The sequence below is a fragment of the Georgenia satyanarayanai genome (assembly GCF_900116375.1).
Classification (GTDB): Bacteria; Actinomycetota; Actinomycetes; order Actinomycetales; family Actinomycetaceae; genus Oceanitalea; species Oceanitalea nanhaiensis.
In genome coordinates, this window is the sequence record NZ_UETB01000023.1 from 20,125 (window position 1) to 32,905 (window position 12,781).

The 12,781-nt window shown below is 68.9% G+C and carries 12 protein-coding genes; 5 read left to right on the top strand and 7 right to left on the bottom strand.

Translation table 11 applies throughout. The features are described from left to right. Positions 1–25 precede the first annotated feature (25 nt). Complete coding sequence (locus DSZ44_RS17455) at positions 26–283, bottom strand: YHS domain-containing protein (protein ID WP_110853917.1); 258 nt, start codon at positions 281–283, stop codon at positions 26–28. 417 nt (positions 284–700) lie between these two features. Here DSZ44_RS17455 and DSZ44_RS17460 point away from each other — a divergent pair, with 417 nt between their 5' ends. Then, positions 701–1,207 carry a DoxX family protein gene (locus DSZ44_RS17460; RefSeq protein WP_110853907.1) on the top strand — a complete coding sequence of 169 codons (507 nt, stop codon included), beginning with the start codon at positions 701–703 and terminating at the stop codon, positions 1,205–1,207. A gap of 297 nt (positions 1,208–1,504) precedes the next feature. Here DSZ44_RS17460 and lnt read toward each other — a convergent pair whose 3' ends face one another. From lnt to DSZ44_RS17475, 3 genes are all read right to left on the bottom strand, one after another. After that, positions 1,505–3,118, bottom strand: coding sequence for an apolipoprotein N-acyltransferase (gene lnt, locus DSZ44_RS17465; protein WP_258369699.1), 1,614 nt, complete (start codon positions 3,116–3,118; stop codon positions 1,505–1,507). A 155-nt stretch (positions 3,119–3,273) separates the two neighbouring features. Next, positions 3,274–3,537: a DUF2933 domain-containing protein gene (locus DSZ44_RS17470; RefSeq protein ID WP_220035258.1), complete on the bottom strand. Its 264-nt coding sequence runs from the start codon at positions 3,535–3,537 to the stop codon at positions 3,274–3,276. Positions 3,538–3,875: 338 nt separating this feature from the next. Further along, positions 3,876–6,359, bottom strand: coding sequence for a phosphoketolase family protein (locus DSZ44_RS17475; RefSeq protein WP_110853908.1), 2,484 nt, complete (start codon positions 6,357–6,359; stop codon positions 3,876–3,878). 192 nt (positions 6,360–6,551) lie between these two features. On the opposite strand from DSZ44_RS17475, the gene DSZ44_RS17480 reads away from it, so the two are divergent. Continuing rightward, the gene (locus DSZ44_RS17480) at positions 6,552–7,199 is read left to right on the top strand and encodes a class I SAM-dependent methyltransferase (RefSeq protein ID WP_110853909.1); all 648 of its coding nucleotides are present in this window, start codon (positions 6,552–6,554) and stop codon (positions 7,197–7,199) included. A 155-nt stretch (positions 7,200–7,354) separates the two neighbouring features. On the opposite strand, the gene DSZ44_RS17485 is transcribed toward DSZ44_RS17480, so the two are convergent. Continuing rightward, complete coding sequence (locus DSZ44_RS17485; protein WP_110853910.1) at positions 7,355–9,679, bottom strand: heavy metal translocating P-type ATPase; 2,325 nt, start codon at positions 9,677–9,679, stop codon at positions 7,355–7,357. Positions 9,680–9,915: 236 nt separating this feature from the next. On the opposite strand from DSZ44_RS17485, the gene DSZ44_RS17490 reads away from it, so the two are divergent. The 3 genes from DSZ44_RS17490 to DSZ44_RS17500 are packed head-to-tail and all read left to right on the top strand — an operon-like array spanning position 9,916 to position 11,743. Then, entirely contained in the window at positions 9,916–10,161 is a 246-nt protein-coding gene (locus DSZ44_RS17490; protein ID WP_373681265.1) for a glutaredoxin family protein, read from the top strand. Between the two features lie 14 nt (positions 10,162–10,175). Continuing rightward, a complete protein-coding gene (locus DSZ44_RS17495) occupies positions 10,176–11,123 on the top strand; it encodes a cytochrome c biogenesis CcdA family protein (protein ID WP_110853912.1) in 948 nt (315 codons plus the stop codon). Next, positions 11,120–11,743 carry a peroxiredoxin family protein gene (locus DSZ44_RS17500; protein WP_110853913.1) on the top strand — a complete coding sequence of 208 codons (624 nt, stop codon included), beginning with the start codon at positions 11,120–11,122 and terminating at the stop codon, positions 11,741–11,743. The genes DSZ44_RS17495 and DSZ44_RS17500 overlap by 4 nt, the downstream gene beginning before the upstream one ends. A 152-nt stretch (positions 11,744–11,895) precedes the next feature. Here DSZ44_RS17500 and DSZ44_RS17505 read toward each other — a convergent pair whose 3' ends face one another. Next, complete coding sequence (locus DSZ44_RS17505) at positions 11,896–12,390, bottom strand: hemerythrin domain-containing protein (RefSeq protein ID WP_181424711.1); 495 nt, start codon at positions 12,388–12,390, stop codon at positions 11,896–11,898. Between the two features lie 11 nt (positions 12,391–12,401). Next, on the bottom strand, positions 12,402–12,626 hold the full coding sequence (locus DSZ44_RS19055) for a WhiB family transcriptional regulator (RefSeq protein ID WP_373681264.1): 225 nt from the start codon (positions 12,624–12,626) through the stop codon (positions 12,402–12,404). Positions 12,627–12,781 lie beyond the last annotated feature (155 nt).

Sequence of the window (12,781 nt, forward strand, 5' to 3'; positions counted from 1 at the left end):
GTCGCAGATACCGGCCGAGGACCGCTCAGGCCGCCGTGGTGTAGGCGTGCGGGTCGGCGTCGAAGAGCTCGGCGCAGTGCCCGCAGCAGAAGTAGTAGCGCTCGCCCTCGAAGTCCCGCGTGAGCCCCCTCGCCTCCGCCTGGGACTTCACCTGCGCGGTGCCCCTCACCGCGCAGGTGACCAGCTCCTCACCCGGGCCGGCGACGACGCCGTGGTGACCGTGCCCGTGGCTCCCGCCACCACAACACCCGCCGCCGCCATGATCCTCCTGACCGTGGTTCATCACGTTTCCTCCCTCTCCTTCAACCCCTACCCGGAACGGCGATCTGCCGCCCATCACGTGGGCGGTTTGTCACCGTGAACGACATTCCCGACCCTACCCCCAGGGGGTACAGGGCGGGTGTATATGGGCGTCTGCCAGAGGAACTCTTCATCGAAGTTTCACAGAATGCGGTTCGCTGTGGGGTCCGCGTTCCGACCCACCCGAGAGGTGGCACAAAGAAGGGGCCGCCCGCCGGGTAAGTCGGGAAGGTGAAGTTTCGGTCAAATATGGCCGATGAGCATTGTCTTGTAGTGCCACTGGTGAAACCCTGTACGCACAGCTCATTCGAGCGTGGGGACCCCAATTTCTTGCGCTCCAGGGTGGAGGGCGACGGCAATGTCGAGGCAGACAAGCAATCGAGCCCCGGGGACCAAGCCGATGTTCGTCGAGGACATCATCACCCGCGCCGGTGCACGGGTGACCCTCGCCGTAGGACGGCTGCTCATCGGTTGGATATTTCTCTGGGCCTTCATCGACAAACTCTTCGGACTGGGGTTTTCCACCCAACCGGAGGCGGCGTGGATCCGCGGGGGGACACCCGCTCAGGGCTACATCAGCGGGATTGAGGAACCCCTCGCCGGCATCTTCCAGCCGCTGTTCCTCAATCCCTTCGGAGACTGGCTGTTCGTGGTCGGGCTAGCCGGCCTCGGTCTCGCCCTCATGCTCGGGGTAGGCCTGAAGATCGCCGCCGTCACCGGCACCCTGCTACTTGGTTTCATGTGGCTCTCGCAGTTTCCGCCAGTGGTAGGCGGAACTAACCCGATCACCACGTCTCACTGGGTTGAGGCTGCACTGGTGATCATCTCGGCCCTCACCCTGGCCGGTGATACCTGGGGGCTGGGTCGCTGGTGGGCCGGCAAGGTCGGTAACAGCTGGCTGCGCTGAGCGCGGTAAGCATCGCAATTGAACCATCCTGGGTTCGATGGAGGGTCGCGATTTTGGGAGGATCGGACTCATCATGTCGAAGCGATACCCGCAGGAACTCAAGGAGCACGCGGTCCGGACGGTGCTCGAATGCGAGAAGGACTACAAGACGCGCTATGGCACGGTCAAAGCCGTAGCCAACAAGGTGGATATCGGAAATGAGAGCCTACGGGGTTGCAGTGGACATGAGCGAGCTCCCAATAGCGCGCCACGCTCAAGCGCGCAGGAGGGCGTCGCCACCGCCCGCCAGGATCGGCCTCAATGTCCGGTGACGAGGCTGACGGGGGCCGTGAGGTCCTCTCGCGCGCGGCCCTCGCTGAGGGTCGCTGTGCGCCGACGGGCCGGACCCCCGGCGCTGTGGCCGCGGCCCCGACGGCTCAGGACGCCGGCAGCCACCCCCACAGCAGCCACGACCCAGACGGCGACGGTGGGCAGGGTGCCGAGCCGGGCAGCTGGGGTCAGGGACGTGCGCAGCGGGAGCGTGGCAGTCATCTCCTCCGCCGTGAACAGCCCCGTGCGCTCAACAACGCTCCCATCGGGCAGGATGATGCCGCTGACGCCGACCGTGGAGACCTGGACCGTCGCCCGCCCGTGCTCCACCGCACGAAAGCGTGACATCGCCAGCTGCTGCGTCGACTCCGGGGAGTCCCCGAAGGAGGCGTTGTTGGTCGGGATGATGATGAGCTCCCCACCTCCCACCACGCCCTCGCGGATCAGTCCGGCGTAGGCGACCTCGAAACAGATCCCCACCGCCGCTTCGACCTCACGTGACAGCCGCTCGACCGGGATGGGCATGAGCCCAGGGCCCCGCCCCGCGGCCATGTCGGTAGAAACCCGGTCCACCAGTGGGGTGATCCGTCGGAACAGGTCCCGATAGGGCATGTACTCCCCGAAGGGAACCGGGTGCTGCTTGGCGTAGGCGCCGCCAACCGGCCCCCCTTCCTGCCACAACACCAGCTCGTTGTAACGAATGTCCTGGCCGGTCGGGAACCGCTGCGTGCCCAGCAGGACCGGGGCGCCCGCCGCTCTTGCGGCCGCCTCCACCAGTGCCGCCTGCGCGTCGTCGGTGCGCGGGTCGATGTCCGCGGCACTCTCCGGCCACAGCACCAGGTCCAGCCGGTCCCCCACTTCCTCGACCAGTCTGCGCGTGCCCCGGGTGTGGTTCGCCGTGACCTCCCGGGCCTGCACCGCCCACTCGGCCCCCAGCTGGGGAACATTGCCCTGGACCGCGCCCACCCGAAGGGTCCCCACCTCCGCCTTGTCGTCCAGCGGCAACAGTCCCGGCCCCAGAGCCAAGATGAGCCCCGCCGCCGCAGCGCCCATGGCAGTTGCAACTTGGGATCGGCGCGTCCACGCCCACGTCAGCAGCGCGCCGATGAACACCACTACGGCCGAGACGAGGACCTCCCCACCGTAAGGAGCCAGCCGCACCAGCGGCGCGTCGGTCTGGGAGAAGGCCAGCATCCCCCACGGGAAGCCACCAAACGGCCACGAGGCGCGAAGCTGCTCGACGGCAACCCAGATGACGGCCGCCAGGCATGCCTGCACCACGGGGCGAGTCCCTACCCACGCCGCCCGCCGGGTCACCGTCCACGCGGCGGTGAAGCCCGCGATGTACAGCGCCTGCATCATGCTCAACGCAATCCAGGGCACGAGTGCCCCGGTCGCGTGGATGACCCAGTACACGTGCGGCAGGAAGAACGCCACACCCCACACCAGTCCGGTCGCGGCGGCCTGCGCCATCCGCGCCCGGCGCAACGCGAGCAGCAGCAGCGCGACGCCCAGGTAGGCCAACGGCCACCATCCACGGTCGGGAAAGGCCAGGTTGGTCAGTACCCCACCGCCAGCGGCCATCACCAGCGGCCAGGTCACACGCGAGAAGGCCGGTGGTGTCGGGTCTCCAGGTGACCGCGGGGACGGCTTCACGGCCACACCCACACCGCCCACAGCCGTACCGGGCACCTGGAAGCCTCGACGACCGTGCCTGGCGCGTATGCGGCCAATCAGCCCCAGCAGAGCTGCGCCCGTCAGTGCCGGTGTCCACGGTCGGTGTGGTCACCGGCGCTGTGCGGGAGCACGTCGTCCAAGGGCGGCGCCTCTTGCGAGGTCCGCGGATCGCCATGTCCTCCATGGCCACCGAACATCATCATGACCATCATCAGAGGGCAGGCCAGCACGGCCGCGTACACGAGCGCGTCCCCTGTCGACACACCAAAGACCCGCATGGCTATGAACAGTCCGCCCATGAGCAGGACCATTCCCTTGAGGTGCCCGCTGCCGCTGTGGTTCACCGTCACTCCTCCTCAACAACGCCGCACGGAGCGGTAGAGGACGCGTCCCCGACTCACAACCCCGATACGTTTCCCCCATTCTCTGCCGCTCACCTAAAAGCCGGGTCTCCGTTCTGTGACGCTTTGATGAAGCCACTGCCCCCACAGCACGTCACAGCGCGGTGAGGTCGCACGGCACACCCGTCTCCCTGGGTGTCTGTGCCGGCGGCGTGAAGTCCTCGAACCGTACCGACGTATGCGAGATGGCCGATCTCTGCCGAGGGAGGCAGCGGAGTGCGTGTGCCTTCAGAACGGATCGGGCCGACCCTCATACAGCTTGGCGGGCGCGGCCAGAGCCGCTACTCGTTGTCGCCGCCGGTGTCGTACTGCGGGCCGCCGGCGGCGGTTCCGGTCTCCCCGACGTCGGGCCACTGCCACTCGGCGACCTCGGGGATGTCCACCCCGTGCTCCCGGGTGTACCGGCGGGCCGCCAGGCGCGCGTCGGACATCCGCTGCCGCAGGCCCGCGTAGCGCGCACCGAGGCTCGGGACGCGGTCGATGACGTCCATGACCAGGTGGTACCGGTCCAGGTCGTTGAGCATGACCATGTCGAACGGCGTCGTGGTCGTGCCCTTCTCCTTGTACCCGCGCACGTGGAGGTTGGCGTGGTTGGTGCGCCGGTAGGTGAGCCGGTGGATGAGCCAGGGGTAGCCGTGGTAGGCGAAGATCACCTTCTTGCTCGTGGTGAAGATCGCGTCGAACTCCGAGTCGGGCAGTCCGTGCGGGTGCTCCTTGGGGTCCTGCAGACGCATGAGGTCCACGACGTTGACCACCCGCACCCGCAGCTCGGGCAGGTGCTCACGCAGCAGGTCCGCGGCGGCGAGCACCTCCAGGGTGGGGATGTCACCGGCGCACACGAGCACGACGTCCGGTTCGCTGCCGTCCTCCTCGGTCCCTGCCCACTCCCAGATGCCCAGGCCGCGGTGGCAGTGGTCCAGCGCCTCCTCCATCGTGAGGAAGTCCGGGCCGGGCTGCTTCCCGGCGACGACGACGTTGACGTACTGGCGGGTGCGCAGCACGTGGTCGTAGGTCGCCAGCAGCGTGTTGGTGTCCGGCGGCAGGTAGACCCGCACGACGTCGGCGCCCTTGTTGACGACGTGGTCGATGAACCCAGGGTCCTGGTGGGAGAAGCCGTTGTGGTCCTGGCGCCACACGTGCGAGGACAGCAGGTAGTTCAGCGAGGCGATGGGCCGGCGCCACGGCAGCTCGTCGGTGACCTTCAACCACTTCAGGTGCTGGTTGACCATCGAGTCGACGATGTGGATGAAGGCCTCATAGGACGTGAACAGGCCGTGGCGACCGGTGAGGAGGTAGCCCTCCAGCCAGCCCTGGCACTGGTGCTCGGACAGGATCTCCACCACCTGGCCGGCCCGGGCCAGGTTCTCGGTGCGGTCGCTGTCGAGGAGCTCGGCGTTCCACTGCTTCGCGGTGACGTCGTACACCGCCTGAAGCCGGTTGGAGGCGACCTCGTCCGGCCCGAAGAGACGGAAGTTGTCCGGGTTGCGGCGCATCACCTCGGTGAGCCACTTGCCCAGCTCGCGGGTGGCCTCGGTGATCGAGGCGCCGGGGACCGGGACGTCGACGGCGAAGTCCCGCACGTCCGGCAGCCGCAGATCACGCAGCAGCAGGCCCCCGTTGGCGTGCGGGTTGTCGCTCAGCCGCAGGTGCCCCTCGGGCGCCAGGGCGGCCACGTCCTCCACCAGCCGGCCGGCGTCGTCGAACAGCTCCTCGGGGCGGTAGCTGCGCAGCCAGTCCTCCAGCACCTGCAGGTGCTCGGGGGTGTCTCGGGCGTTGGCCAGCGGCACCTGGTGGGAGCGCCAGGAGCCCTCGGTGCGCTGCCCGTCGACCTCCTTCGGGCCGGTCCACCCCTTGGGGGTGCGCAGCACGATCATCGGCCACCGGGGACGCTCGACCTCCTCGGCGTCCAGCCCGGCGGCCCGCTCCTTGATGTCGGCGATCTCGTCGAGCACCTCGTCGAGCAGGGCGGCGAACCGGGCGTGGACCGAGACGGCGTCCTCGTCGTCGAAACCGGCGGTGAAGACGTGGGGGCGGTGGCCGTAGCCGCGCATGAGGTCGGTCAGCTCGTCCTCGCCGATGCGGGCCAGCACCGTGGGGTTGGCGATCTTGTACCCGTTGAGGTGCAGGATCGGCAGCACGACCCCGTCGGTCTTCGGGTTGACGAACTTGTTGGCGTGCCAGCTGGCGGCCAACGGGCCGGTCTCGGCCTCGCCGTCGCCGACGACGGCGAGGACGAGCAGGTCAGGGTTGTCGAACGCCGCGCCGTAGGCGTGGGACAGCGCGTAGCCCAGCTCACCGCCCTCGTGGATGGAGCCGGGCACCTCGGGCGCCACGTGGGAGGGGATCCCCCCGGGGAAGGAGAACTGCCGGAACAGCCGGCGCAGCCCCTCGGTGTCCTGGGTGACGTCGGAGTAGATCTCGGAGTAGGTGCCCTCGAGGTAGCCGTTGGCCACCGGGCCCGGCCCGCCGTGACCCGGGCCGGCGATGTAGATCGCGGACTGGGCGCGTTCCCGGATCACCCGGTTGGCGTGGGCGGAGATGAAGTTGAGACCCGGGGTGGTGCCCCAGTGGCCCAGCAGCCGCGGCTTGATGTGGTCGGGGTGCAGCGGCTCGCGCAGCAGTGGGTTGTCCAGCAGGTAGATCTGCCCGACGGACAGGTAGTTCGCGGCGCGCCACCAGGCGTCGATGCGCGCGATCGTGGCGTCGTCCGGGCCCTGCTCGCCGCGTCGGCGCCAGGTGGTCGGGGAAGCAGTTGCGCTAGTCATGGTTCAGTACTCTCCTGTGTCGTAGCTCCCCCGCACATGGCACGCTGGTCCACTTCACCATCGCCCACATCGACCCCTTCTCGCCTCCTACTTTGGTCCTGGTGTGCCCCAGTTGCCGCCTCTGACCGCTGTGGCCCATCCGGCCCTTGTGTCCGATCACGTGATCCTGGAGTTCACTGGAAGGTCGCCACCATGCCGACCATGTCCTTTTTTGAAGCCTTGCTCTGCCGCAGCGCACCATGGCGGTGCTTGGCGCGGCGGATCCTGCCGTGGAGTACTCAAGGGTTCTCCCTTGCAGGTGAGGTGCTCGAGGTCGGCGGCGGGAGTGGTGCCATGGCGGCAGAGCTCGGCCGCACCGACCGGCAGGTACGTCTCACCGTGACCGACCTGGACCCCGTCATGGCCCGTGCCGCACGGCAGCGGTTGGCACATCTACCGCACGTCGTGGTTCACCAGGCCGACGCCACACGACTGCCGTATAAGGATGGGTCCTTCGACGCGGTGACGAGCTTCCTCATGCTCCACCACGTGATCGAATGGGAAAGCGCAGTGAGCGAGGCGTCTCGTGTCCTGCGACCCGGGGGGATGTTCCTGGGATACGACCTGGTCGCGTCCCGCGTCGCATCGCTGGTGCACCTGGTCGACCGTTCCCCACACCGACTCATCGAGCGCGGAACACTGGAGCCCGTCCTGGCGCGCGCCGGGCTTCAGGCAGTCACCGTGCAGTACTCGCTGCGCGGTCTAGTCCTACGCTTCGCCGCCCGCAAACCGCGCCCGCCACAGCCCGGTGGCGGCGCGATCGAGTCGACCTCACCAGCCACAGGCCAGGTCAGGCCGTGAACCGGAATGTGCCTGGCGCTCCGTGACGATGCGAGCCGGGACTCACGCGCGCGACGACGAGCGCCGACTCCCGTGCCTCAACAGCCGGGAGGTCGGCGCTCGTGAAACACCGCGGTACCTGCGGGCCGCGTGCGTCGCACGTCCCGCGCGGTGAGTCAGTGGTGGTGCGCTGGGACCACGTCCTCACGTCGCCCAGGTGCCTCTGGGCCACCGGCGGAAGGCACCTTGGGGGCGCCGTGCGCGGCCGCGGTGCTGGCCTCGGGGCTGAGGTCCAGGCGGCGCAGCAGCTGGGCGTTGAGCGCCACCACGATGGTCGACAGGGACATCAGGATGGCCCCCACCGACATCGGCAGGATGAACCCGATCGGCGCCAACACCCCTGCGGCCAGCGGGACGGCGGCGATGTTGTAGCCCGCGGCCCACCACAGGTTCTGCTTCATCTTCCGGTAGCTGGCGCGCGAGAGCTGGATCACCGACAGCACCGAACGCGGGTCGTCCGAGACCAGGATGACACCGGCCGAGCCGATGGCCACGTCGGTGCCCGCGCCGATGGCGATCCCCACGTCGGCCTGGGCCAACGCCGGGGCGTCGTTGACGCCATCCCCCACCATGGCCACGATGCGGCCCTGGTGCTGCAGCTCAAGGACCTTGTCGCTCTTGTCCTCCGGGCGGACCTGGGCGAAGACCTGGTCGATGCCCAGGTCGGCGGCCACCGTCCGGGCCACCGGCTCGGCGTCACCGGTGATCATCACGACCCGGATGCCCAGCTGGTGCAGTGCCTCCACCGCCTCGCGGGACTCCTCGCGGATCTCATCGGCCAGTGCCACCGCCCCGGCCACCTTCCCGTCGATCAGGACGTGCAGGACGGTAGCCCCGTCCTCCGACCACGGCGCGCTTGCCCGCAACGGCTCAGCGGAGTGCTGGGCGAGCAGCGCCGGGCCACCAACCTGGACCTCGCGGCCCTCCACGGTGGCACGCACCCCCACAGCGGTCGCGGCACGGAAGTTACTGGCCGGCGGCACCTGCAGTCCTCGGTCCTCGGCCGCCGCCACGATCGCCCGGGCCAGCGGGTGCTCACTCTCGGCCTCCGCGGCCGCCGCCAGACGCAGCAGGTCCCCGGCCTCATACCCACCGGTGGTGGTGATGTCGGTGAGCGCGGGCTCGCCCTTGGTCAGCGTGCCGGTCTTGTCGAACAGCACGGTGTCCACCACGCGCATGCGCTCCATCGCGGCGCGGTCCTTGATCAACACTCCGCCGCGGGCGGCGCGCTCAGTGGAGATAGACACGACCAGCGGGATCGCCAGGCCCAGGGCGTGGGGGCAGGCGATGACCAAGACGGTGATCGCCCGCACGAGCGCGCTCTCGGGCACCCCCAGCCACACCCACACGACCGCAGTGATGATCGCGGCGATCACCGCGTACCAGAACAGCCAGCCGGCGGCCTTGTCCGCCAGGAGCTGGGCGCGGCTGGTGGAGGCCTGCGCCTCGGCAACCAGGCGCTGGATACCGGCCAGCGCGGTGTCCTCACCAACGGCGGACACCCGCACCCGTAGCGCGTTGTCGGTGGCCACCGTGCCGGCCACGACGTGGTCCCCGACGGTGCGCAGCACCGGCTTGGACTCACCGGTGATCATCGACTCATCGACGTCCGCGCCGCCGTCGACGACCTCACCGTCGGCCGGCACCCGGCCACCCGGACGGACGACGACGACATCACCCAGACGAAGGTCTGCCGGGGCGACGGTGACGATCTCATCGCCCTCCACCCGCTCGGCCTCGTCGGGCAGGAGCGCGGCGAGGGAGTCCAGCGCGGAGGTGGTCTGCGCGAGGGAGCGCATCTCCAGCCAGTGCCCGAGCAGCATGATGACGACCAGGAGCGCCAGCTCCCACCAGAAGTCCAGCTCGTGGGAGAAGAGCCCCAGGCTCGCCCCGAGTGAGGCGACGAACGCGACCGTGATCGCCATCCCGATCAGCAGCATCATCCCCGGCTTACGGGCACGCAGCTCGTCGACGGCGCCGGTGAGGAAGGGCCGCCCACCCCACACGTAAATCACGGTCCCGAGCACCGGGGAGACCCACTCGACCCCCGGGATGTCAGGCAGGGAGTAGCCGAGCAGGTCGGCGAACATGCCGTTGAGCAGCACGGTGGGAATCGCCAGGGCGAGCATGATCCAGAACAGGCGCCGGAACATCGCCACATGATCCCCATGTCCCCCATGTCCGCCGTGGTCTCCATGACCGCCGTGAGCGTCATGTCCGGCGTGAGGACCATGGCTGTCGTGACCGGAGTGGGACGCATCATGTCCGTGGTGCGCTGCGGCGTTCAGTGGGTCGGTGACCTGTCCGGTCTTCGTCGGCATCGCTTGCCCGTGGGTGGTCTGGCTCCCGTGTCCCCCGCCGTGGGCGGTGTGCTGCTCGGCGGGACCGCGTCCATCTGGCCTGGTCCCGCCGTGCCCGTGATGGTGCTCTGGCGTGCTCATAGCTTCCCCTCGTCGACATCCTTCATCCATACCCCTACAGGGTATCCCTGCTGGGTGCAAGGGGGACGGGTGGCATTCCATTCCTGATCTGGGGCCCTTGCCGGTGATCTTCATGGGTTCTTCATGAAAGGTCGATCGATTGGCCCGGTCGGGCGGTCGATGCTTTCGGTGGTGATCCGACACCCATTGAGAAGAGGAACTTCGTGACAGCCCAAGAGAGCCCGACCAAGGTGACCGTGGTTCAGGCGCCTGCGTGCCACTACTGTGAGGACGCCGCTGCGGTTCTTGCTGAGCTCAGCGTGAGGTTCGCGTTGACCGTGCGGATGGTCGAGCGCGACTCGGCCGAGGGACGGGAACTGATCGGCCGGCACCGGCCGCCCATGGCGCCGCTGGTCCTGGTCGACGGGGAGTTCTTCAGCAGCGGACGCCTTCCCCGGCGGCGGCTGGAGAAGCTCCTCCAGCTGCGCACGGCCGCGGCGTGAGAAGGGCCTGAGCCGTGGGAAGTGAGCTCCTGACCACCGGCAGCGTCCTGGCCGCCTTCTTCGCCGGCGGCGTGGCCCTGTTCGCGCCGTGCTGCATCGTCTTCCTCGCCCCCAGCTACCTGGCCGGGGCGGTGAAGAACCGCCGGTGGCGAATCCTGCCCCTGACCTTCGTGTTCGCCGCAGGCCTGGCGCTGGTGCTGGTTCCCATCACCCTGGGCGTCAGCATGCTGTCCGGGGCCATCAACCAGTACCACACCCAGCTCTACTGGGCCGGTGGCCTGCTGATGATCGCCCTGGCCGGGCTGTCCCTCTCGGGCACCATGTGGTCCCTGCCCCGCTTCATGCGGGCCCCGGACACCAGCCGCGGCGACGGCGCCAGCTTCTTCGCCCTCGGTGTCTTCTCCGGGATCGCCTCCAGCTGCTGCGCCCCCGTCCTGGCCGGCGTCATGACCCTGTCGGTGCTTTCCGGGTCGGCCGCCGGAGGGGTGGCCCTGGGCCTGGCGTTCGTCTTCGGGATGGTCTTTCCCCTCTTCGTCATGGCCCTGGTCTGGGACAAGGCCCGGCTCGGGGAACGCCGCCTCTTCCAAGCCCGGCTCATCAAGATCCGCCTCGGTGCACGCACGCTGGTCACCAACACCGTCAACCTCGCCGTCGCGATCGCCTTCGCCGTCATGGGCATCTGGGTCATTACCCTGGCCGGCAGCACCGAGATGACCGGCGGCGGGGCGGTGCAAAGCGCCATCGGTAACTGGCTCGCCACCACGCTGGGCCGCGTGCAGGACTGGCTCAATCCCCTGCCCGAGCCCCTCCTCGGCGCTGGCCTCCTCGCCGTGGCGGGCGTGTTCGTGCTCTTCACCCTGCGCGACCGGCGCACCCGAGCCCCGCACCCCGCTGATCCCGAGACACCCGCCGAGGCGCCCGCCTGCCACGCCAGCCACGACACCGAAGGACTGCCCAGATGACCAGCACGACCCTCAGCGCCAAGGACCGACTCCGGCACAAGCACGCCGAGGAGAAGGCCCGGGCCCAAGCAGCCGCGAGCAAGGCCCGCCGCCGGCGGATCCTGGGGATCTGCGCGCTCCTCGCGGTGGTCGCGGCCGCCGTCTACGCCCTGGCCACCTCCGGAACGGCCAGCTCCGAGGAGACTCGCCGCGCCCCGGACTTCACCCTGCCCACCACGGCCGGGACCACCGTAACCCTGTCCGAGCTCCGCGGGGAACCGGTCATCCTCTACTTCAACGAGGGAGCCGGCTGCGCCTCGTGCACCGTGCAGATGGCCGAGATCGAGAAGGAGCCAGGCTTCGCCGAGGCCGACATCACGGTCCTGCCGATCGTCATGAACACCGCCGAGCAGATCCGCCTCGACATGCAGCGCTACGGCGCCACCACCCCCTACCTGCTCGACGACGGCACGGTCTCCGAGGCCTACGGCACCCTCGGGACCGGCATGCACCCCGGAGTCCCCGGACACGGGTTCGTCCTCATCGACGCCCAGGGCAACCAGCTCTGGCAGGGCGACTACCCCTCAATGTGGCTCGAGCCGGCTCAACTCCTCAAGGAGGCCACCTCGCGCCTGGACTGATGCGCCACAGCCGGTTAACCGCCGGCGTCCTGTCCTCCTCGGTGCGTCATCGCTCGATTTCCCGCCATCGCCAAGCTGACCTGAACCGCCGAGAGTCCGATGCTGGAGGGGGACCGCCGTGCGACGGCGTGCGCGTCGGCGCCGCCCCGACCTCATCGGTCCTGGTCGGTGCCCAGCATCTCCGGACGCCCGGCGATCAGGATCGAGACGTCGACCCCAGCCTCGGTCAGCGTGGGGATCAGCACCGTCTCTTCCTTCTCCATCCGCAGGACGAACAGCATCACCAGGGCTCGGGCCGACAGGGCGGCATCCAGACCCGTAGCGGCCTGATCGATGTGCTCGACCAGGCTCAGCAGCGACTTGTGGTCCAGCTCGAGTGCGGCCACCAAGGCATGCGCGCCAACGCCGCGCGCGACGTTGTACAGCACCATCTCCTCGGTCTGCAGATGCGCAAAGACCTCCCCGCGCAGGAAATCCACCAGCGCGCGGCGTGGCTGCTCGTGATCGTGCCCGGCCGCGACCGCGTTGACCAGGGCGGCCTCCCGTGCGGCGAGCCCGGACCACAGGTCCGCGTGGTGGTGATGCGTCGCCGAGGGCATCGGACTCCCATCGCGGCGGTTGCCGGAGTCGTGCTCTGTCTGACTCATACCAGTATTCACTAGCATCCCTGTGAAGAATGCAAGGGCAGTGGCGCCCCGGACCGGACCTGCCCGCGCCGCCCACGGCCGTCGTCGCCGGCTCCGGCGACCCGACGTGTGCGCGCAACGCGTCGCCGAAGTTTGCGCCGTTCACTCTCGGACCGCCCACCCCACACGCCGGTGTCCTGACGCGTCTCCAGCGCCCAGCCCAGACAGGCGTCGATGACAGGGCACTGCCGGCACACCGCTTTCGCTCCTCGACCCGTGCCAGCGCGGGCGCGGCATCACCCACGGGAAGAACAGCTCAGTTGAGTCCCCGATAGTGGTGTAGCGCGGTCGTCGAGCTCGTCGTCGTTGTAGACGTAGACGCGGCCACCGCGTGATCCTTCGAGTGAACCTC

What these genes read in the sequence shown, in the direction of transcription:
- DSZ44_RS17480 (WP_110853909.1), top strand. Translation starts at nt 6,552, where the DNA reads ATGCCGACCATGTCCTTTTTTGAAGCCTTGCTCTGCCGCAGCGCACCA.
- DSZ44_RS17455 (WP_110853917.1), bottom strand. Translation starts at nt 283, where the DNA reads ATGAACCACGGTCAGGAGGATCATGGCGGCGGCGGGTGTTGTGGTGGC.
- DSZ44_RS17460 (WP_110853907.1), top strand. Translation starts at nt 701, where the DNA reads ATGTTCGTCGAGGACATCATCACCCGCGCCGGTGCACGGGTGACCCTC.
- DSZ44_RS17485 (WP_110853910.1), bottom strand. Translation starts at nt 9,679, where the DNA reads ATGAGCACGCCAGAGCACCATCACGGGCACGGCGGGACCAGGCCAGAT.
- DSZ44_RS17475 (WP_110853908.1), bottom strand. Translation starts at nt 6,359, where the DNA reads ATGACTAGCGCAACTGCTTCCCCGACCACCTGGCGCCGACGCGGCGAG.
- DSZ44_RS17505 (WP_181424711.1), bottom strand. Translation starts at nt 12,390, where the DNA reads ATGAGTCAGACAGAGCACGACTCCGGCAACCGCCGCGATGGGAGTCCG.
- DSZ44_RS17500 (WP_110853913.1), top strand. Translation starts at nt 11,120, where the DNA reads ATGACCAGCACGACCCTCAGCGCCAAGGACCGACTCCGGCACAAGCAC.